Below are 21,096 nucleotides of genomic sequence, written 5' to 3' on the forward strand. Positions count from 1 at the left end.
ATGAAGCGAGCGACTAAAGTACGCATTTACCCGACCGACGAACAGGCTGCATTCTTAAATGCGCAGTTCGGCGCGGTTCGGTTCGCGTACAATAAAGCCCTGCATATCAGCCGCCACATGTACCAGCGTCACGGTATTTCTCTCAAACCAACACGCGATATAAAGCCGTTGCTGGCGGTGGCGAAAAAATCCCGCCGCTATAACTGGCTCAAAGATTACGACTCCCTGGCGCTACAGCAAGCGGTGATCAATCTGGACAGGGCATTTGCTAATTTCTTTCAGAAGCGGGCTAAATTCCCCACTTTCAAACGCAAGCACGGCAGACAATCCAGCTACCATCCCAACGGAAAGGTCCTCACTGACGCTATCCAGTTGCCGAAAATCTCACCGGTCCGGGCGAAGGTTCACCGTGAGATTGTTGGTAAGGTTTCCAGCATCACCATCACCCGCAACGCGGCGGGCAAATACTACGCCTCAATACTCGCTGACGATGGGCAGGAAGCGGCAGTAAAGCCGACTTATATCACCACCGTGGTGGGCTATGATTTGGGGCTGTCGCACTATTTGATTGGCAATGATGGCGGAAAAGTGGCTAACCCTCGCCATCTGGTCAACGTATACCGCCGTTTACGCCGCGACAGTAAGGCGCTGTCCCGTAAGAAATTGGGGAGCGCAAACCGCCGTAAGGCGCGCTTACGCCTTGCCGCGCAGCATGAGCGGGTAGCCAGTGCCCGCGCGGATTTCCAGCACAAACTTTCCAGACGAATTATCGACGAAAACCAAGCGGTGATTGTGGAAACACTGAAGTCGGCAAACATGATGAAAAATCGTCGCCTTGCCCGTCATATCGGAGATGTGGCCTGGTCCGGGTTTGTGGCAAAACTCGCCTACAAAGCGGAGTCGGCAGGGGTTCACCTGGTCAGACTGGATCAGTGGTTCGCCAGCTCGAAAACGTGCCATTGTTGCGGACATAAGATGGCGGAAATGCCGCTGAAAGTACGCGAATGGACTTGCCCTGGCTGTAATATTCACCATGACCGCGATATCAACGCGGCGATCAACATCCAGCACAAGGGCATCACAGAATTAATGGCGGCAGGACTTGTCGTCAAAGCCCATCGAGGCTTGTGTCAGTCTGGCGTTATGCCAGTGGCAGCCTGAGAAGTGGGAAGCCTCGCCGTTTACGGCGTGGAGTAGTCACCTAGAATAAAACAGGTAGATTCATATCCGTGGCGCTTCGCTTGCACGGGCCTACGGAAAACTCATAGCCTGATGATATTATGGGTTTTGTAGACCGGTTAAGGCGGCTAGCCGCCACCCGGCAAAAATGCGAGCACTGTGTTTAAAACGGGTTTGTCATCAGTCTCATTTTATTCTGTTATGCGCGACGGGAGTTCGCTTCTCGTCAGTATACAGGCCTGGTGTTTTATCAGCGAAAGAAGGAATCTCAGTATGAAACGCGCGTCCCTCATTACCATAGCCCTTCTGAGCGCCCTCAGCGCGTCACACGCTGCCTGGGCCGTTGATTACCCACTTCCCCCAGCCAATAGCCGCCTGATTGGTGAAAACCAGTCCTGGACAGTGCAGGAGGACGACCGCAATCTACAGGCGATAGCCCGTCGTTTTGACACGGCGGCGATGCTGATCCTTGAAGCGAACGATACTATCGCGCCGGTGCAGCCTAAGCCGGGCACTCAGGTGCTGATTCCCTCGCAAATGCTGCTGCCTGACGTACCGCGAGAGGGGATTGTCGTCAACCTGGCTGAACTGCGCCTTTACTACTTCCCGCCGGGCGTGAATCAGGTGCAGGTTTATCCGCTGGGAATTGGCCAACAGGGGCTGGAAACGCCGGAGATGACTACCCGTATTGGACAGAAAATCCCTAATCCGACCTGGACGCCGACGGCGGGCATACGAGCCCGCTCGCTGGAGAAAGGAATTAAGTTGCCGCCGGTAGTGCCTGCAGGGCCGTATAACCCGTTAGGACGCTATGCGCTGCGTCTGGCGTACGGTAACGGCGAGTATCTTATTCATGGCACTAATGCGCCGGACAGCGTGGGGTTACGCGTCAGCTCAGGATGTATGCGAATGAATGCCGCGGATATTCAGTCTTTATTCAGTCAGGTGAAAAGCGGCACGCCGGTGCGCATTATCAATCAGCCAGTGAAGTTCGCCGTAGAGCCTGACGGCAAACGCTATGTTGAAGTTCATCGTCCGTTAACATCTGATGAAGGTAGCAATACGCAGACGATGGCCTATACGCACCCTGCGGAATTTCATCAGTTTGCTGGCGATAAAGCGGTAGATGAGGCGTTACTTAAGCGCGCGCTGACCAGACGAGCAGGGTATCCGGTGGCGGTATCAGGTAGTGAGAACGCGACCTCAACGTTGTCGGTACAAAATGCGCCGGTGGATGAAGCGAAAAGAACGCAGTAGGCGGGGCGAAAAGCAAAGCAAAAAAAATGGCGCACAATGTGCGCCATTTTTATTACACAGATACTATTACTTACGGTATTTAGTAGCTGCGTTGTCCAGACGCTGGTTAGCGCGTGCTGCGTCATCTTTAGCAGCCTGAACGTCGGAACGCATTGCGTTCACGTCGTTGCTCAGCTGGTCAACTTTAGCGTTCAGAGTCTGAACGTCAGAAGACAGCTGATCGATTTTAGCATTGCTGGAGCAACCAGCCAGCAGAGTAGAACCCAGGATTACCGCGCCCAGTACCAGTTTAGTACGATTCATTATTAATACCCTCTAGATTGAGTTAATCTCCATGTAGCGTTACAAGTATTACACAAACTTTTTTGTGATGAGAATATTTTTTTACTTGAATGCACTTATTTTTGATCGTTCGCTCAAAGAAGCATCGAAATCGTCGCTTTAGTTTAAAAACGTGTGTGAAAACAGCACGCTTCCATCGGATTCATCTTAGATAATCTCTGGTTAAATAGTAAATTCCGATTTGCATTTTTATTAATAGTAGCTAGTACTAAAATAAAAAAAAGCGCCCCGAAGAGGCGCTTTTAAAGGAAATACTAATTAACCTGTAAATTATTACAGCACGTGCACAGAAGCGGTATTGGTGGTTCCGCTTGGGACTAACGCGCCGGAAACCATAACAACTACGTCACCTTTGCGTGCCAGGCCGCTTTGCAGCGCCAGCTCTTTACCCTGGATATAGAAAGCATCAGTAGAAGAAATATCTTCTACCAGCTGCGCCACAACACCTTTGGTCAGCACCAGCTGACGCGCAGTCGTTTCGTTGGTGGTCAGCGCCAGGATGGTCGCATCCGGGAAGTATTTACGTACGGCACGTGCAGATTTACCGCCCTGGGTCGCGACAACAATCAGCGGCGCTTCCAGTTTTTCAGCTGTTTCAACCGCACCGCGGCAAACCGCTTCGGTGATGCGCAGCTTACGGTTGTCGTTGTTGAACTCCAGACGGCTGGTCATCACGCGGTCGGTACGTTCGCAGATGGTCGCCATGATGGTGACTGCTTCCAGCGGGTATTTACCTTTTGCGGATTCACCGGACAGCATCACTGCATCGGTACCGTCCAGGATGGCGTTAGCCACGTCGCCTGCTTCTGCACGGGTCGGACGCGGGTTTTTGATCATGGAATCCAGCATCTGAGTCGCGGTGATAACCACTTTACGCGCGCGGATACATTTCTCGATCATCATCTTCTGAGCGAAGATAACTTCTTCTACCGGGATCTCTACGCCCAGGTCGCCACGTGCAACCATGATGCCATCAGACGCTTCGAGAATTTCGTCGAAGTTGTTCAGGCCTTCCTGGTTTTCGATCTTGGAGATGATCTGGATCTTCTCGCCGCCGTGGGCTTTCAGGTGCTCACGGATTTCAACGACGTCAGAACGTTTACGGATAAAGGAAGCAGCAACAAAGTCAACGCCTTGCTCGCAACCGAAGATCAGATCTTGTTTGTCTTTTTCAGCCAGGGCCGGCAGGGCGATGGAAACGCCCGGCAGGTTAACGCCTTTGTTCTCGCCGAGGTCGCCGTTGTTCAGTACTTTACAGACAACTTTGTTACCTTCGATTGCGGTGACTTCCATACCGATCAGACCATCGTCTACCAGCACGGTGTTGCCAACGCTCAGGTCGCTGGTGAAACCTTCATAGGTCACAGCAACGATATCGTTATTACCGACAACGGATTTATCGGTGGTGAAGGTGAAAGTCTGACCGGCTTTCAGGGAAACGTCGTTACCGCCTTCCAGCTTAATGGTACGAATTTCCGGACCTTTGGTATCCAGCAGGATAGCCGCTTTCTTACCGGTTTTACTCATCACATTGCGCAGGTTCTGGATGCGCTGACCGTGTTCCGCATAGTCACCGTGAGAGAAGTTCAGACGCATGACGTTCATGCCCGCGTCCAGCATTTTGGTTAACATCTCTTCAGATTCGGTTTTCGGACCGATGGTGCAAACAATTTTGGTCTTTTTCATGACAGTTTTAGTCTTTAAGTTGTGAAGGATAAGGATAGGGGATTCTCACTCCGTGGGCGCACTGCCATGGAGTTAAACCTGTATTACGAAAGTTGCTATGCCACGCTCTAAGGATAGGTGACAACAATAGAGCGTGCAGAAGAAAGTGTGCTGGCGGTTCAGCCCATGAAAAGAGGCAATGTGTTATGCGTTTAGTCATGCAATCCAATGCGCTGAAACCATTCAATACGAATTTGTTGGGCATTATACGTTGCCAAATCCAAAAAAGAAAATGAAAACCATGTTTCATTTCTATAGTCATGTACTTAACAAAAAGCAAACTAATCCTATGATTTTGCGCAACACATTTTTTCACCTGGTGACAAGATAAATAGCGCGAAAACGCGGATTTATTCACAAGTTTTGCAGAGAAAATCATCTGCTGGTCAGCAAAAGCGGCACTGGTTTGATTTATCCAGAAAATATATCAATAATGATTTGATTGATAATGAAAATTTGTGAGCCAAATACAATGGGAAATAAAGCGAAAGACGACGAACTGTACCAGGAAATGTGTCGTGTAGTCGGCAAAGTCGTGCTTGAAATGCGAGATTTGGGCCAGGAGCCGAAACATATCGTTATCGCCGGCGTCCTGCGCACCGCTCTGGCTAACTCTCATGTTCAGCGTTCCGAACTGACGCAGGAAGCGATGGCGAAAGTTGTCCATGCTCTTTCAGGAAACTAGCCGTTCCTGCGCGCTGCCTTTTCGCTTCAGGAAATCACGAAGCGAACCACCGCTTTGACGGCAATATCGCAGTGATGTGTGACCATCGCTTCATCATCAATTTCCGGCAACGGATCGTCGAGATACAGGCTGCTGAAGGTATAAAAGTTTGATACCTGATAAAAGCTAAAGCTGCTGATCAGCCGATGCACATCGCGCGCTTCCAGTCCTGCCTGAAACACCCCTTGCTGCTGGCCGCGCTGAAGTATGTCTTCAAGAATCGACAGGGCGGTGCGGTTTAGCGGTTTTAACTGACCGGAATTTTTTAGCCATTTCCCGCGCTGCATATTTTCCATACAGATCACCCGCATATAGTCGGCGTGCGTAGCGTGATAGCGTACGCTCCACTTCACCAGTTGCACCAGCGCCTCGACCGGCGGCACGTTTTCCAGCCCAAGCTGCTGCTCGGTTTCGCGAATACGTGCATAGATGTGCTGGAGCACCGCCTGATAGAGCTGCTCTTTGGTCTTGAAGTAATAAACCACCATCCTTTTCGTGGTCTGCGCTTCGGTGGCGATCTGTTCCATTCGCGCACCTGACAATCCATGTTCGGCGAAAACGGTAATGGCAGCGGCAAAGATCCGCTCTTTGAGGGATTGTGCTTCATCGTGAGCAACGGCGGACATAACGGCTCCTTTTTAATAAGATGCAAAAAATACACATATCGATCACAATTTGGCAACCTACCATGGCGCGATTGAACCAAATGATACATATTCAGGTCTTAGGTCAGCTAATGACACGAGGACTCTATGCTGCGCTCAATCGCTACCGTCTCCATCTCCGGCACCTTACCCGAAAAGCTGCACGCGATTGCCGCGGCGGGCTATCAGGGCGTCGAAATCTTCGAAAACGATCTGCTCTATTATACGGGTACGCCGAGCGATATCCGTCATCTGGCAGCTGATTTAGGGCTAAAAATCACGCTTTTTCAACCCTTTCGTGATTTTGAAGGCGCCAGCCGCAGTCAGTTCGAAGCGAATCTGGAACGTGCAAAGCGCAAATTCGCGCTAATGCATGAACTGGGCTGCGACACTATGTTGCTGTGCAGCAACGTCCAGCCGGATTGTTCCGCCGACGTTGAGCTACAGGTCGCTGACCTGCGTGCGCTGGCTGAACTGGCGGAGCAAGAGGGCATAGCTATTGGCTATGAGGCGCTAGCCTGGGGTACGCACGTCAACCGCTGGCATCAGGCCTGGGAGCGGGTCAAAAGTGTTGACAGCCCGGCGCTGGGCATTGTGCTCGACAGCTTCCATGTTCTGGCGCGCGGCGATACGCTCCAGCGTCTGCCGGAAGTCCCGGCAGAGAAAATCACCTTTGTGCAGATGGCCGACGCGCCGCTGATGAAGATGGATATTCTGGAATGGAGCCGTCATTTCCGCTGCTTCCCCGGTCAGGGGCAGTTGCCGCTGGTGGATTTCGCCTGCGCGCTAACCCGCTGTGGCTATCGCGGCCCGTGGTCGCTGGAGATTTTCAATGATAGCTTCCGCGCCTCGCCCAACAATGTGACGGCGAAAGATGGCTATCGTTCTTTGCTGTGGCTGGAAGAGCAGACCCGCCAGCGGTTACCGCAGAGCAGCGCACCGTTGTTCGCACCTCCCGAACTTCCTGAATACGCCGGGCTGGAGTTTATCGAGTTCGCCGCGAATCCGGCGGAGGCTAAAGGGCTGGGACAACGGTTGGCGCAGCTTGGTTTTGCCGAAGAGGGAACGCATCGCTCAAAACGCGTCTCCCTCTGGCGTAACGGCGGGGCCCGGGTGGTCGTCAACGCGCAACCGCACAGCTGGGCCGATCATTTTCACCAGCGCCATGGGGTGTCATTGTGCGCGATGGCGCTGCGCGTCAGCCAGAGTGAGGCGATTGTCGAGCGCGCCCGCGCATACGGGTATGCCACCTGGCAGGGAGACGCAGGGCCGAATGAAAGCCCGATCCCGGCGATTTGCGCCCCGGACGGCAGCCTGATTTATCTGATTGAGATGGGTGATGATATTTACACCCGTGATTTCCATCTGTGCGCCGACCTGCCTCTGCGCGACGATTACCTCGGGATCGATCACCTGGCGCTGGGGATGGAGGCGGACAGCCGCGATAACTGGATTATCTTTTTCCGCACCGTATTTGGCTTCAGCCTTGAGCATGAACAAACTCTGCCGGACCCGTACGGGCTGGTGCGCAGCCTGGCGGTGCGCAGTCCGCAGGGCGATATTCGTCTCGCATTAAATATCTCGCAAAGTCGCGCCACGCAGATTGCCCGCTCGGTAGCCTGCTATCAGGGCGCGGGTTTACAGCACGCGGCCTTTGCCTGCCGTGATTTACCCGCCACGCTTGAAAGGCTGCCGCAGGTCTCCGTCAACGCGCTACCGATCCCAGCGAACTACTACGAGGATCTGCTGGCCCGTTTTGGTGAGAGCGATCGCGTTAACCTGCTAAAGCGCCTGCAAATTCTCTATGACCGCGATGGCAGCGGCGGCGAATTTCTGCATCTCTACACCCGTCCCTTCTCCGCAGGACGTTTTTTCTTTGAATTGACTGAGCGACGCGAGGGTTACGCACTTTATGGTGCTGTAAACGCAGCGGTACGCTTGTCAGCAATGCAGTACACCGAGTAATGTAGCAGATGGTTCACAACGCAACAGCACAAACACAATAACAACACGTATCTGTACTCTATGACAGGAAACGACTATGAACTCTTATAGCCAAAATCAGGCGACGGCGGGCGCAGCCAACGGCGTGCGACCTTCCCGGCGGCGTATCGGCATTCTTGCGCTGCTGGCCGTCGGCACAATGATCAATTATCTCGACCGTACGGTGTTGGGGATTGCCGCACCGCAGCTGACCGCCGAACTGGGTATCGATGCCGCGGTGATGGGGATCGTCTTCTCCGCTTTTGCCTGGACCTACGCGCTGGCGCAGATCCCCGGCGGGATCTTTCTGGACCGCTTTGGCAACAAAATTACCTATTTTCTGGCGTTGACCCTGTGGTCGCTATTTACCATGTTCCACGGTATGGCGGTGGGCCTGAAAACGCTGCTGCTGTGCCGCTTTGGTCTTGGCGTCAGCGAAGCGCCCTGTTTCCCGGTGAACAGTCGGGTGGTGAGCGCCTGGTTCCCGCAGCAGGAGCGTGCAAAAGCGACGGCGGTTTATACCGTCGGCGAATATCTCGGGCTGGCCTGCTTTTCACCGCTGCTGTTCTGGATTATGGGCAGCTTCGGCTGGCGCGCGCTGTTTATCAGCGTGGGTGCGGTCGGCGTAATGTTTGCGCTGGTGTGGTGGCGCTGCTATCGCGAGCCGCATGAGGATAAGCATCTTAATCAGCAGGAGCGCGAGCATATCGTCAACGGCGGCGGGATGACGACCGGAGCGGAACAACACACGGCGTTTAGCTGGCCACTGATTCGCCAGCTGCTGGCTAAACGGCAGATTCTCGGCGCCAGCATCGGGCAGTTCGCCGGTAATACGGTACTGGTGTTCTTCCTCACCTGGTTCCCGACCTATCTGGCGACCGAACGCCATATGCCGTGGATCAAAGTTGGCTTCTTCGCCATCATGCCGTTTCTCGCGGCGGCGGGCGGCGTGATGTTCGGCGGTTGGGTTTCGGACAAATTGCTGAAAGCTACCGGCTCGGCAAACCTTGGACGCAAGCTGCCTATCGTTGCCGGTCTGCTGATGGCGAGTACCATTATTTCCGCCAACTGGCTGACCAGCGATCTGGCGGTCATCCTGGTGATGTCGTTCGCCTTCTTTGGTCAGGGAATGGTCGGTCTGGGCTGGACGTTAATTTCTGATATCGCGCCAAAGGGGCTCGGTGGCCTGACCGGTGGATTATTTAACTTCTGCGCTAATCTCGCCGGGATCCTCACGCCGCTGGTCATCGGTTTCATTGTGGCCGCCTCGGGTAACTTCTTTTACGCGCTTATCTATGTTGGCGGCGCGGCGCTGCTGGGCGTAGCGGCCTATCTGTTTATTTTGGGCGACGTTAAACGTATCGAACTTTCGCAGTAATATTTTTGCAGTAACTAAAGGAGCAGGGGATGGTGATTAGTGGTAATACGCGGCTGATAGCGCATCTGGGCTACCCGACCGCTAAATTTAAAGCGCCGATGATTTATAACCCGTGGTTTGCTCATCAGCAGGTTGACGTCAAAGTGGTGCCGATGGGCGTGAAGCCAGAGGATTATGCCGCCTTTGTGCCGACGCTATTTAAGATGACCAATATTATCGGCGCGCTGGTCACTATGCCGCACAAAATCGCCACCTGCGAGCTGGTCCAGCATATTAGCCCGACGGCGGCGATTGCCGGGGCCTGTAACGCGATTCGCCTTGAAGCCGACGGCAGCCTGAGCGGCGATATGTTTGATGGCGATGGATTTGTTCTTGGCATTCAGCGTAAAGGTTTCGTGACACAAGGAGCGCGAGCGCTGGTGGTTGGTAGCGGCGGCGTAGGCTCGGCCATTGCCGCTTCGCTGGCGGCGGCGGGCGTTAGCGCGCTGACGCTGTACGACGCTCGTTCGCAGACTGCTGAAGCGCTGGCTGAGCGTCTGCTTGCGCGCTATCCTCAGCTGGATATTACCCTGATGCAGCGCGACCCGCAGGGGCACGATCTGGTGGTTAACGCGACGCCGCTGGGAATGAAAGAGGGCGATCCGCTGCCGCTGGATCCACAACGTCTGACGCCGGGAACCTTTGTCGGCGAAGTGGTGATGGCCCAGGAGTTCACGCCATTATTGCTGGCGGCACAGGCGGCGGGATGCCCAATCCAGCGCGGTACCGATATGCTGTTTGAGATGATCCCGGCTTATCTGCGCTTCTTCAACCTGCCGGTGGCAACTCCGGAACAGCTGCGAGAGCTGGCGGAAATTCGTTACTGAAACGGGCTGGATCCAGTTAATATGTCGCTATATTTATTAATATATAGCGATTGTTATGATGACCATCTCTTTAACGCTGCTGGCGGCGGGAAGCCTGAAAAGGGCTTTTATCCCGCTGCTGGCACGCTTTCAGCAGCAAACCGGCATCCCGGTCGATGTTCATTTTGGACCTGCAGGCCTGCTGCGCGAGCGCATTGAGGCCGGGGAACCCTGCTCCGTTTTCGCTTCAGCCAACACTCAACATCCACAGGCGCTGCGTCAGGCCGGGCTGGCCGGAGAGTGCCACTTATTTGCCCGTAATCAGCTTATGCTGACCGCCAGGCGCAGCGTGGAAACCGACGAGCGGGACTGGCTGGCGCTTCTCAGCGACCCGGTCTTGCGCCTGGCGACGTCAACACCGGGCTGCGACCCGTCGGGTGACTATACCTGGCAGCTTTTTTCCCTGATTGAACAACGTTGCCCCGGCGTGGGTGGCGCCATTACGGCTCGCGCGCAGCAACTGGTAGGGGGACGAGACTCTCTGACCATACCTGTCGGTGAAACCGCCGGAGCGTGGCTGATTCGCGAAAACTTAACCGATCTGTTTATTGGCTATGCGCATTACGCTACGCAGATGACGGCGTGCGATGACCTGCGTACCCTGGCCATACCGCCGTCGTGGAATATTCGCTGCGACTATCAGCTGGCGCAGATTGAACAGAGTGCCGGGGCGCGACTGTTGTGCCGCTTTATCCTCGGCGTGGAGGGCCAGCGCTTCCTGAAAAACGCTGGTTTTTTAGCTATCAACGATGAATCGTAAACTGCGGGGCCAGCAGCGGAACCGCCGATCCGGGATGATTGATTTTGCGCACCGGCAAACCATAGGCGCGCTGAAGGTTCTCTTCCGTCAGCACGTTGGTGGATTCGCCTGCCAGCCATTCTCCATCAGGCAGCAGGAGCAGCGTATGGCTCGCTACCTGCAGAGCATGGGTCGGGTCGTGAGTGGTAAACACCACCGTGCGCCGCTGGCGATGGGCGAGGTCGCTGATTAATTGCAGTACCACCTGCTGGTTGGCCAGATCCAACGCTGAGCAGGGCTCATCCAGCAGGATATTCTGGCTGGCTCCCACCAGCGCTCTGGCGATCAGCACCAGCTGCTGCTGGCCGCCGGACAGCGAACGAAACACCTTACCGGCCAGCGGCGCGATGCCGAGCTGCATCAGCGCCTCCTGCACCTGGCCCTCATCTTCCGCTGACGGCTGAGCGAACAGATTGACATGGCGGGCTCGCCCCATCAGCACTACATCGCGCACCTGCCAGCTAAAGGTCGGGCGAAAAGATTGTGGCACGATGCCGATACCGCCCTCACAGGTAAACTGACCGCCGAGCGGCGTCAGTACCCCAGTCAGGGTATCAAGCAGGGTGCTTTTACCGCGCCCGTTTGCGCCGAGCACCGCCCAGATATCGCCGGAACGGCACTGTAAACTCAACGGAGTAAACAGCGGCTGGCTATGACCATATAACAGATCGGTTAAACGCAAGGAAAGCGTCATCAGAATGCCCCTCTGCGCCGTGAATGTACCAGCAGATAAGTGAACAGCGGTGCGCCAAGCAGGGCAGTAATAATGCCAATAGGGATCTCGGCCTGGGTTAACGTGCGGGCAAGGTCATCGACGACAATCATAAAACCGCCGCCAAGCCAGAAGGCGGTCGGCAGAAGACGCCGATGATCGGCCCCCACCAGCAGCCGCGCCAGATGCGGAATAACCAGTCCGACCCACGCAATGCTGCCGCTCACCGCCACCTGGGAAGCCACCAGCACCGCGCAGCACACCAGCACGCCACGGCGCAGAGCGGTAACGGAAACCCCCAGCCCGCGAGCGTCTTTGTCCTCCAGCGCCAGCAGATTAATCCGCCAGCGCAGCTTAAAGAGCACTGCCGCCGCGCAGCCCACTGGAATTGCCATCATCAGCACTTTGTGCCAGTTGGCAGTGGCAAAACTACCCAGCAGCCAGAAAACAATGTTTGGCAGCGTTTCTTCGGTATCGGCCAGGTACTGCATCAGGCTCACCAGCGCGGCAAAAAAGCCGCTGAGAATAATCCCTGAGAGGATCAGCACCAGCGTGCTTTCCCGCCCCTGAAGTGCGGCAATCAGGTACACCAGAATCAGCGCGGCAAGACCGAAGAAAAAGGTTGAGGTCATCATCAGCAGGGTATTGAGCCCCAGCAGAATCGCCAGCGTACCGCCAAAAGCGGAGCCGGAGGTGACGCCGATGATATGCGGATCCACCAGCGGATTCTGGAACACGCCTTGCAACGTGGCTCCGCACAGCCCCAGCGCGCCGCCGGCCAGCAGCGCCATCACGATCCTTGGCAGCCTCACCGACCAGACCACCTGTCCGGCCACGCCGTCAACGGGCGAAAGATGCGCCAGCTGGCGGAAAACTTCCGCCAGGCTTAACGGGTATTGACCAAAACAGATTGAAGCGACGGCAATTAACAGCGTAACCAGCGCGAGGGTGCATTGTACCAGGGCCGGGTGGCGATTACTGAGCATCCGGTGTCCACTTCACGCGATAGAAACGCTGATAGTAATCCTGCGCTTTCGCATCAACATCGACGTTGTTATAGCGGGACGGGTAGAGCTTTTTCGCCATCCACAGTTCGCCAATAGCCAGCGCTTCCGGCATCGGGTAGCCCCAGGCTTTGGCGTATTCCGGCATCAGCCACACGCGGTGGTTCTTCACCGCGTCAATGCTTTGCCACTGCGGGTCGTTCTGGATCTGTTTGACCACCTCCGGGTAGCGGTCCTGGACAAAAATCACCTCCGGGTTCCACTGCAGCACCTGCTCCAGCGACACCTGACGTGCGCCTTTCACGCTGGCGGCAGCCACGTTCAGCGCCCCGGCGTGCGTCATCATCAGGCCGGTATACTTACCCGAACCGTAGGTATTGAGGTCCGGATTGGCCATATACACCCGTACCCGCTGGTTTTCCGGAATATCGGCAACCGGTGCGTTGGCTTTTTCCCGTGCGCTAAAGGTGTAGTTAATCAGATCTTCAGCCTGAGTTTTACGATCAACCACATCGCCAATCAGGCGGATACCCTGTTTCAGGCCCTCGTTGTAGGCCTGCTCTTCATCGGCCATCGTCGGGTTCATTTTGTTTTTCTCACCAGCGGCATCCTGGCGCAGCGAGACGGCCACCACCGGGATCCCGGCGTTTTGAATCTGCTGGATCATCGCCTGTGGCGCATAGTTGGCGACAAACACCACCTGCGGATGCAGAGCCAGCAGGCTTTCGATATTGACCTGAGTCAGATCGCCCGGCATCGGCAGTTTCTCAATGCCCGGCATAAAGCGGGCAAACTGCGGGCCGAGCTGTTTTTTCCAACTGCTCATCACGCCGACGATATCGTCAGCGGCGTTAAGCTGCACCAGCAGGTTTAAGGTCTGGTGCTGAAGCACCACGGCGCGGGTGACGTGGTCGGGGAGGGTGACCTCGCGGCCTAACTGGTCGGTGACGATGCGGTCAGCAAAGGCCTGACCGGCGAACAGACTGGCGCTTAGCAGCGTCAGCGCCAATAAAAAACGCGGTTGTTTTGACATGGAATGGCTCAGTTGCGTAAAGGGAATCGCTATGTATTAGAGTACATAGCGACGCCGATCGCAATTGCTAGCAGGCCATTTACCCCTTCAGGACAGGGTTATTCGTAAAAAACTTCTTCATCGGCCATACGTTCTTCGAGCTGGCTAGCCACTTTTTGTAACGAGGCGAGATACTTCTGTGCTGCCTGTTCAATGGTCATTGCCTGGGCCATATATACCAGGTTCAGGCAGCCGACAACCCGCTGCTGGCGGCGGACGGGCACCGCAATCGAGGCAATTTTCTCCTCCTGCTGCCAGCCGCGAAAGTTTTCGCCATAACCGTTGTGCCGGGTGCGTTCGAGAATGGCGGCCAGCTTTTCCGGCTCCCGCGCCAGCTGGTACTCCGCTTCCGGGCGTGCGGCCAGCATCTCGATGATTGGGCTTCGTTCGTGTTCCGGCGCGAAGGCCAGCCAGGTTAATCCGGAGGCGGTCAGCAGCAGCGGCAGGCGGCGGCCTACCATCGCCCGGTGAAAGGAAAGCCGGCTGAAGCGGTGGGTGGTTTCGCGTACCACCATGGCATCCACATCAAGAGTCGTGATGTCGGTGGGCCATAAAACCTCCCGCAAAAGCTCACCAAGCAGCGGCGTGGCGAGGGCAGAAATCCAATGCTCGTCACGAAATCCCTCACTTAATTGCCGAACTTTAATCGTCAATCGAAAGCTGTCATCCGAGCGGCTGCGGCGAACATATCCCTCATCCTGTAGCGTTTCCAGCAGCCGCCTGACGGTGGTGCGATGCAAGCCGCTAAACTCAGCCAGGGTGCCGACCGTCGCGCCTCCGTCGAATTTATTTAACAAATTTAATAACAATAACCCGCGGCTTAATCCGCGTACCGTCTTGTAATCCGCTGACGAATTTTCGCTCATATCGCCTCGATAAAAATCATTTTAAACAGTCATGTGCACTTGGTGCACATCGGATGATGTTTTGATTGTAGCGCAATTTCGCAACTCTATACTGACCTCACTATAAAAATATATTCACATTTAATTAACAAATTGCCGCGTTGTTGATGTTTTCCAGATAGCGGTAATTTGACCGAAGCGTGAGGTTTTGAAATGACAACATCTAATCCTGATATCCAACCGGTCGTGCAGCATACCGCCCAGGTGGCGATTGCCGGTGCTGGCCCTGTTGGTCTGATGATCGCCAACTACCTGGGGCAAATGGGCGTCAGCGTGCTGCTGATTGAGAAACTGGATTCACTGATCGATTACCCCCGCGCCATTGGTATCGACGATGAGGCGCTGCGGGCGATGCAGGCTGTCGGACTGGTGGACAACGTACTGCCGCACACCACGCCGTGGCACGCCATGCGCTTTCTGACTCCGAAAGGGCGCTGCTTCGCCGATATTCAGCCGATGACCGACGAGTTTGGCTGGTCGCGGCGTAACGCTTTTATTCAGCCGCAGGTGGATGGGGTGATGTATGACGGCCTGAGCCGCTTCCCCCACGTGCGCTGCTTGTTTTCCCGCGAAGTTGAAGCCTTCAGTCAGGATAGTGACGGTGTCACGTTAAACCTACACGGCAGCAATGGTGAGCACGAAACCGTACGCGCCGACTGGCTGGTAGCCTGCGACGGCGGTGCCAGCATTATTCGCCGCGCGCTGAATATTCCCTTTGAAGGGAAAACCGCGCCGAATCAGTGGATTGTTATCGATATCGCTAACGACCCGCTTGCCACTCCGCATGTCTATCTGTGCTGCGACCCGGTGCGCCCGTACGTCTCCGCCGCGCTGCCGCACGGGGTACGTCGCTTTGAATTTATGGTGATGCCTGGTGAAACCGAGGCCCAGTTGAGCGAGCCGGACAATATGCGCAAGCTGCTGAGCAAGGTGCTGCCGGACCCGGATAACGTCGAGCTGATCCGCCAGCGCGTCTATACCCATAACGCGCGCATCGCCGAACGCTTTCGCGTGGATCGCATACTGCTGGCGGGCGACGCCGCGCACATCATGCCGGTCTGGCAGGGACAGGGTTACAACAGCGGCATGCGCGATGCCTTCAATCTGGCGTGGAAGCTGGCGCTGGTGGTGAACGGCCAGGCCGGAGAGTCGCTGCTCGATAGTTACCAGCAGGAGCGCCGGGACCACGCGAAAGCGATGATCGACCTGTCGGTCACCGCCGGTAACGTCCTGGCGCCGCCGAAACGCTGGCATGGCGCGGTACGCGATGGCGTTACCTGGCTGCTCAACTACCTGCCGCCGGTCAAACGCTACTTCCTCGAAATGCGCTTCAAGCCGATGCCGCAGTATCAAGATGGCGCGCTGCTGGCGGAAGGCGAAGGCAAAAATTCCCCGGTCGGCAAGATGTTTATCCAGCCGAAGGTCACGCTTGAAAATGGCCAGGTCACGCTGCTGGACGAGGTGATTGGCGCGAACTTCGCCATTATCGGCTGGGGCTGTAACCCGCAATGGGGGCTGAGCGACAAGCAGATTTCCCGCTGGCGCGCCGCCGGAGTGCGTTTTATCCAGGTGGTGCCGGAGGTACAGATTCATTGCGACCAGGACAACGTGCCCGGCGTCATTCGCCTCGGCGACACGCAAAATCGCCTGAAAAGCTGGTTTGCGCAGCACGATACCGCCATCGCCGTTGTGCGTCCGGACCGCTTCGTCGCCACCGTGGCGATACCGCAAACCCTGGGCAATAAACTTGATGCGCTGGCGAGCAAAATGCAGCTGGCATCCGCGCAACCCGCAACAACGATTGAACAGGTGGCCTGATATGAATGCTTATCTTCACTGTCTCTCGCATACCCCGCTGGTGGGCTATGTTGACCCGGAGCAGGCGGTGCTGGACGAGGTCAACGGCGTGATTGCTGACGCCAGGGCGCGAATTGCCGCCTTCGACCCGGAACTGGTGGTGCTGTTTGCCCCCGATCACTACAACGGCTTTTTCTACGACGTGATGCCACCGTTCTGCTTAGGCATTGGCGCAACCTCTATTGGCGATTTCGCCAGCGCCAGCGGCGAGCTACCGGTGCCGACGGCGCTGGCGGAGGCCTGCGCTCACGCGGTAATGAAAGACGGTATCGACCTGGCGGTCTCTTATTGCATGCAGGTGGACCACGGCTTTGCACAACCGCTGGAGTTTCTGCTTGGCGGGCTGGATAAGCTGCCGGTTCTGCCGGTGTTTATCAACGGCGTGGCGACGCCGCTACCGGGCTTTCAGCGCACCCGGATGCTGGGCGAAGCCATAGGTCGCTTTCTCACCACTCTTAATAAACGCGTACTGATCCTCGGTTCCGGCGGGCTTTCGCACCAGCCGCCGGTCCCGGAGCTGGCGAAGGCTGATGCGCATATGCGTGACCGGCTGCTGGGCAGCGGCAAACAGCTGCCGCCGGACGAGCGCGAGCTGCGCCAGCAGCGGGTGATCAGCGCAGCGAAGCAGTTTATCGATGACCAGAATTCGCTCTTTCCGCTCAATCCTGGCTGGGACAACCGCTTTATGAGCCTGCTGGAGCAGGGGCGGCTGGCGGAGCTGGATGCCGTGAGTAACGAAGAGCTGTCGGCGATGGCGGGTAAATCGACGCACGAAATTAAAACCTGGGTAGCCGCCTTTGCTGCGCTATCCGCTTTTGGCAACTGGCGCAGCGAAGGCCGCTACTACCGACCCATCCCCGAGTGGATTGCCGGATTTGGCTCGCTGAGTGCCGCCACGCAGAACTGAATAAAAGGGAGAACATATGAGCTATCAACCACAAACAGAAGCCGCTACCAGTCGTTTCCTCAACGTTGAAGAGGACGGAAAAACCTTACGCATTCACTTTAACGACTGCGGTCAGGGCGATGAAACCGTGGTCCTGCTGCACGGCTCCGGCCCCGGCGCTACCGGCTGGGCTAACTTCAGCCGCAATATCGATCCGCTGGTCGAGGCGGGCTACCGGGTGATTCTGCTGGACTGCCCCGGCTGGGGGAAAAGCGACTCTATCATCAACGGTGGTTCCCGTTCTGATCTCAACGCCCGGGTGCTGAAAAGCGTCGTTGACCAACTGGATATCAGCAAAGTACATCTGCTGGGCAACTCTATGGGCGGCCACAGCGCGGTGGCTTTTACTCTGAGCTGGCCGGAACGCGTCGGTAAACTGGTACTGATGGGCGGCGGAACCGGCGGCATGAGCCTGTTTACGCCGATGCCGACGGAAGGGATCAAGCTGCTCAACGGCCTGTACCGCGAACCGACTATCGAAAATCTGAAAAAGATGATGAATATCTTCGTTTTCGATACCCGCGATCTGACCGAAGCGCTGTTTGAAGCGCGCCTCAACAATATGCTGTCGCGGCGGGATCATCTGGACAACTTTGTCAAAAGCCTGGAGGCCAATCCGAAGCAGTTCCCGGACTTCAGCCCGCGCCTTGGCGAAATCAGCGCCCGGACCTTGATCGTTTGGGGGCGTAACGACCGCTTTGTACCGATGGACGCCGGGCTGCGTCTGCTGGCAGGCATTAACGGCTCTGAACTGCATATCTATCGCGACTGCGGCCACTGGGCGCAGTGGGAACACGCGGAGAGCTTCAACCAGCTGGTGCTCGATTTTCTGGCGCGGACCTAAGGAATCATGATGACTACGTTATCTCTTGAACAACTGGCACAGCGGCTGCGCGAGGCCGAAACCCAAGGGCAGGCGATTGAACCGTTGCGCGATATTATTGGCGTCGACAACGCCGAAGCCGCCTACGCCATCCAGCGGCTCAACGTCCAGCACCACGTCGCCAGGGGGCGCCGGGTAGTGGGGCGCAAGGTCGGACTGACCCATCCCAAAGTGCAACAACAGCTGGGCGTTGACCAGCCGGACTTCGGCACCCTGTTTGCCGACATGTGCTACGGCGATAACGCCAATGTGCCTTTCTCCCGTGTTTTGCAGCCGAAAGTGGAGGCCGAAATCGCTCTCGTACTTAAACACGATCTGCCGCATGCCGACACCACCTTTGATGAGCTGTACGCCGCTATCGACTGGGTGCTGCCCGCGCTGGAAGTGGTTGGCAGCCGCATTCGCGACTGGTCGATTGGTTTCGTTGATACGGTAGCTGACAACGCTTCCTGCGGCGTCTACGTGATCGGCAGCCCGGCGTGCCGACCGGAGGGGCTGGATCTGAAAAACTGCACCATGCGCATGACCCGCAATCAGGAGGAAGTCTCCAGCGGACGCGGTATCGAGTGCCTCGGTCATCCACTGAACGCGGCGGTATGGCTGGCGCGCAAAATGGCCAGCCTTGGCGAGCCGCTGCGGGCGGGCGATATCGTGCTGACGGGTGCGCTGGGGCCGATGGTGGCGATTAACGCCGGCGATCGTTTTGAAGCCCATATTGAGGGTTTAGGTTCAGTGGCGGCTAGTTTTGTCGCCGGAGAGGAAGGCAGTCATGCGTAAACGTAAAGTCGCGATTATCGGCTCCGGCAATATCGGTACCGATTTGATGATTAAAATTCTGCGCCACGGGCAGCATCTGGAGATGGCGGTGATGGTTGGCATCGACCCGGAATCCGACGGCCTGGCCCGCGCCCGGCGCATGGGCGTCGCCACCACCCATAAAGGTGTCGGCGGTCTGATGCAGATGGCGGAATTTGCCGACATTGATTTTGTTTTCGACGCCACCAGCGCCGGGGCGCACGTGAAAAACGACGCCGCGCTGCGCGAAGCCAAACCGGGAATTCGCGTTATCGACCTGACCCCGGCGGCTATCGGTCCGTACTGCGTACCGGTGGTCAACCTTGATGCCAATCTGCAACAGGGCAACGTCAATATGGTGACCTGCGGCGGCCAGGCGACCATCCCGATGGTGGCGGCGGTTTCACGGGTAGCGAAAGTGCACTACGCGGAAATCATTGCCTCTATTGCCAGCAAATCCGCCGGTCCGGGGACGCGAGCCAATATTGATGAATTTACCGAAACCACCTCACAGGCCATTGAAAAAGTCGGCGGCGCGGCGAAGGGCAAAGCGATTATCGTGCTGAACCCGGCGGAGCCGCCGCTGATGATGCGCGACACCGTTTATGTGTTAAGCGAAATGGCGTCGCAGCAGGAGATCGCCGCCTCAATCGAGGCGATGGCGGCGGCGGTGCAGGCCTATGTGCCGGGCTACCGCCTGAAACAGCAGGTGCAGTTTGAAGTGATCCCGGAAGATAAGCCGGTGAACCTGCCGGGCGTTGGCCGCTTCTCCGGCCTGAAAACATCGGTTTACCTCGAAGTCGAAGGGGCAGCGCACTACCTGCCAGCCTACGCGGGTAACCTCGATATTATGACTTCGGCGGCGCTGGCAACGGCGGAGAAAATGGCCCAGGCAATGAACGGCGCAGCGGGAGAAATAGTATGAACGGTAAAAAACTCTATATTTCAGACGTGACCCTGCGCGACGGGATGCATGCTATTCGCCATCAGTATTCACTGGATAATGTCCGCCAGATTGCCCGGGCGCTGGATAGCGCGGGGGTCGATTCAATAGAAGTGGCGCACGGCGACGGCCTGCAAGGCTCCAGCTTCAACTACGGATTCGGCGCGCACAGTGACCTCGAGTGGATTGAAGCGGCGGCGGAGTCGGTCAGCCAGGCGAAAATTGCCACTTTACTGCTACCCGGTATCGGTACTCTCCACGACCTGAAAAACGCGTATCAGGCCGGGGCGCGGGTGGTGCGGGTCGCAACTCACTGCACCGAAGCTGACGTCTCGGCACAGCATATCGCCTTCGCTCGCGAGCTGGGCATGGACACCGTTGGCTTCCTGATGATGAGCCATATGACCACTCCGGAGCAGTTGGCACAGCAGGCGCTGAAGATGGAATCCTACGGCGCGACCTGTATCTACGTGGTCGATTCCGGTGGGGCGATGAATATGAACGACATTCGCGATCGCTTTCGCGCCCTTAAGGCGGTACTGAAGCCGGAAACCGCCACCGGGATGCACGCGCATCATAACCTGAGCCTCGGCGTTGCCAACTCCATCGCCGCGATGGAAGAGGGTTGCGACCGCATCGACGCCAGCCTGGCAGGGATGGGGGCCGGAGCAGGCAACGCGCCGCTGGAGGTGTTTATCGCCGCCGCCGACAAACTCGGCTGGAACCACGGTACCGATCTTTACGCCTTAATGAACGCCGCCGATGAGCTGGTGCGCCCGCTACAGGACCGTCCGGTGCGCGTTGACCGCGAAACGCTGGCGCTGGGCTATGCCGGGGTGTACTCGAGCTTCCTGCGCCATAGCGAAGTGGCGGCGGCGCGCTACGGCCTGAGCGCGGTGGATATTCTCGTCGAACTCGGCAAGCGGCGGATGGTTGGCGGTCAGGAAGATATGATCGTCGACGTCGCGCTGGACCTGCTTAATCGTAATAAATAGAAGAAATGCTCGGCTGATGGCAAATGTGCTTAAAAGCGAATGAGGGTT

Annotated in this window: 21 protein-coding genes; 13 read left to right on the forward strand and 8 right to left on the reverse strand. The window is 56.6% G+C overall.

All coding sequences use genetic code 11. The features are described 5' to 3' along the window. Both ACMYSL_RS12195 and ldtE read left to right on the forward strand, forming a co-directional pair. The gene (locus ACMYSL_RS12195; protein WP_434663072.1) at positions 1-1,161 is read left to right on the forward strand and encodes an RNA-guided endonuclease TnpB family protein; all 1,161 of its coding nucleotides are present in this window, start codon (positions 1-3) and stop codon (positions 1,159-1,161) included. 291 nt (positions 1,162-1,452) lie between these two features. Continuing rightward, complete coding sequence (gene ldtE, locus ACMYSL_RS12200) at positions 1,453-2,436, forward strand: L,D-transpeptidase LdtE (RefSeq protein ID WP_182239370.1); 984 nt, start codon at positions 1,453-1,455, stop codon at positions 2,434-2,436. 66 nt (positions 2,437-2,502) lie between these two features. Here ldtE and lpp read toward each other — a convergent pair whose 3' ends face one another. From lpp to ynhH, 3 genes are all read right to left on the reverse strand, one after another. Then, positions 2,503-2,739 carry a murein lipoprotein Lpp gene (gene lpp, locus ACMYSL_RS12205; RefSeq protein ID WP_003029373.1) on the reverse strand — a complete coding sequence of 79 codons (237 nt, stop codon included), beginning with the start codon at positions 2,737-2,739 and terminating at the stop codon, positions 2,503-2,505. 312 nt (positions 2,740-3,051) lie between these two features. Beyond that, on the reverse strand, positions 3,052-4,464 hold the full coding sequence (gene pykF, locus ACMYSL_RS12210) for a pyruvate kinase PykF (RefSeq protein ID WP_112213429.1): 1,413 nt from the start codon (positions 4,462-4,464) through the stop codon (positions 3,052-3,054). A 7-nt stretch (positions 4,465-4,471) separates the two neighbouring features. Then, a complete protein-coding gene (gene ynhH / locus ACMYSL_RS12215; protein ID WP_434663076.1) occupies positions 4,472-4,882 on the reverse strand; it encodes a protein YnhH in 411 nt (136 codons plus the stop codon). Positions 4,883-4,975: 93 nt separating this feature from the next. Here ynhH and fumD point away from each other — a divergent pair, with 93 nt between their 5' ends. Further along, a complete protein-coding gene (gene fumD / locus ACMYSL_RS12220; protein WP_110275751.1) occupies positions 4,976-5,188 on the forward strand; it encodes a fumarate hydratase FumD in 213 nt (70 codons plus the stop codon). Between the two features lie 26 nt (positions 5,189-5,214). Here fumD and ACMYSL_RS12225 read toward each other — a convergent pair whose 3' ends face one another. Next, positions 5,215-5,853: a TetR/AcrR family transcriptional regulator gene (locus tag ACMYSL_RS12225; protein WP_110275752.1), complete on the reverse strand. Its 639-nt coding sequence runs from the start codon at positions 5,851-5,853 to the stop codon at positions 5,215-5,217. A gap of 126 nt (positions 5,854-5,979) precedes the next feature. On the opposite strand from ACMYSL_RS12225, the gene ACMYSL_RS12230 reads away from it, so the two are divergent. From ACMYSL_RS12230 to ACMYSL_RS12245, 4 genes are all read left to right on the forward strand, one after another. Beyond that, the gene (locus tag ACMYSL_RS12230) at positions 5,980-7,836 is read left to right on the forward strand and encodes a bifunctional sugar phosphate isomerase/epimerase/4-hydroxyphenylpyruvate dioxygenase family protein (RefSeq protein WP_434663078.1); all 1,857 of its coding nucleotides are present in this window, start codon (positions 5,980-5,982) and stop codon (positions 7,834-7,836) included. Between the two features lie 76 nt (positions 7,837-7,912). Further along, positions 7,913-9,232: an MFS transporter gene (locus tag ACMYSL_RS12235; protein ID WP_434663081.1), complete on the forward strand. Its 1,320-nt coding sequence runs from the start codon at positions 7,913-7,915 to the stop codon at positions 9,230-9,232. Between the two features lie 29 nt (positions 9,233-9,261). Continuing rightward, a complete protein-coding gene (locus tag ACMYSL_RS12240; RefSeq protein WP_434663084.1) occupies positions 9,262-10,098 on the forward strand; it encodes a shikimate dehydrogenase family protein in 837 nt (278 codons plus the stop codon). Between the two features lie 58 nt (positions 10,099-10,156). Next, on the forward strand, positions 10,157-10,897 hold the full coding sequence (locus tag ACMYSL_RS12245) for a substrate-binding domain-containing protein (RefSeq protein ID WP_434664047.1): 741 nt from the start codon (positions 10,157-10,159) through the stop codon (positions 10,895-10,897). Here the strand turns inward: ACMYSL_RS12245 and ACMYSL_RS12250 are convergent. The 4 genes from ACMYSL_RS12250 to ACMYSL_RS12265 form a co-directional block, all read right to left on the reverse strand. Next, positions 10,881-11,630 carry an ABC transporter ATP-binding protein gene (locus tag ACMYSL_RS12250; RefSeq protein ID WP_434663086.1) on the reverse strand — a complete coding sequence of 250 codons (750 nt, stop codon included), beginning with the start codon at positions 11,628-11,630 and terminating at the stop codon, positions 10,881-10,883. The two genes, ACMYSL_RS12245 and ACMYSL_RS12250, sit on opposite strands and share 17 nt — an antisense overlap. Beyond that, the gene (locus ACMYSL_RS12255; protein WP_182239360.1) at positions 11,630-12,634 is read right to left on the reverse strand and encodes a FecCD family ABC transporter permease; all 1,005 of its coding nucleotides are present in this window, start codon (positions 12,632-12,634) and stop codon (positions 11,630-11,632) included. Before ACMYSL_RS12255 ends, ACMYSL_RS12250 begins: the two co-directional genes overlap by 1 nt. After that, on the reverse strand, positions 12,624-13,685 hold the full coding sequence (locus ACMYSL_RS12260) for an ABC transporter substrate-binding protein (RefSeq protein WP_434663089.1): 1,062 nt from the start codon (positions 13,683-13,685) through the stop codon (positions 12,624-12,626). The genes ACMYSL_RS12255 and ACMYSL_RS12260 overlap by 11 nt, the downstream gene beginning before the upstream one ends. A gap of 98 nt (positions 13,686-13,783) precedes the next feature. Then, entirely contained in the window at positions 13,784-14,590 is an 807-nt protein-coding gene (locus tag ACMYSL_RS12265; protein ID WP_434663092.1) for a DNA-binding transcriptional regulator, read from the reverse strand. A gap of 192 nt (positions 14,591-14,782) precedes the next feature. Between ACMYSL_RS12265 and ACMYSL_RS12270 the strand changes: the two genes are divergently transcribed. Genes ACMYSL_RS12270 through mhpE form a run of 6 tightly spaced genes read left to right on the forward strand, consistent with a single transcriptional unit; the run spans position 14,783 to position 21,048 of the window. Further along, positions 14,783-16,447: a bifunctional 3-(3-hydroxy-phenyl)propionate/3-hydroxycinnamic acid hydroxylase gene (locus ACMYSL_RS12270; RefSeq protein ID WP_434663094.1), complete on the forward strand. Its 1,665-nt coding sequence runs from the start codon at positions 14,783-14,785 to the stop codon at positions 16,445-16,447. A gap of 1 nt (position 16,448) precedes the next feature. Continuing rightward, entirely contained in the window at positions 16,449-17,393 is a 945-nt protein-coding gene (mhpB, locus tag ACMYSL_RS12275; protein WP_434663096.1) for a 2,3-dihydroxyphenylpropionate/2,3-dihydroxicinnamic acid 1,2-dioxygenase, read from the forward strand. 16 nt (positions 17,394-17,409) lie between these two features. Further along, a complete protein-coding gene (gene mhpC, locus ACMYSL_RS12280; protein ID WP_304259713.1) occupies positions 17,410-18,276 on the forward strand; it encodes a 2-hydroxy-6-oxonona-2,4-dienedioate hydrolase in 867 nt (288 codons plus the stop codon). A 9-nt stretch (positions 18,277-18,285) separates the two neighbouring features. Beyond that, positions 18,286-19,092 (forward strand): 2-keto-4-pentenoate hydratase, encoded by an 807-nt coding sequence (gene mhpD, locus ACMYSL_RS12285; protein WP_434664050.1) that lies wholly within the window; start codon positions 18,286-18,288, stop codon positions 19,090-19,092. Next, entirely contained in the window at positions 19,085-20,035 is a 951-nt protein-coding gene (mhpF, locus tag ACMYSL_RS12290; protein WP_434663098.1) for an acetaldehyde dehydrogenase, read from the forward strand. Before mhpD ends, mhpF begins: the two co-directional genes overlap by 8 nt. Continuing rightward, a complete protein-coding gene (mhpE, locus tag ACMYSL_RS12295; protein ID WP_434663101.1) occupies positions 20,032-21,048 on the forward strand; it encodes a 4-hydroxy-2-oxovalerate aldolase in 1,017 nt (338 codons plus the stop codon). The genes mhpF and mhpE overlap by 4 nt, the downstream gene beginning before the upstream one ends. The last annotated feature ends 48 nt before the right edge of the window (positions 21,049-21,096 follow it).

It is taken from the genome of Klebsiella sp. MISC125, assembly GCF_051131775.1.
In the GTDB taxonomy this organism is placed as follows: domain Bacteria; phylum Pseudomonadota; class Gammaproteobacteria; order Enterobacterales; family Enterobacteriaceae; genus Klebsiella.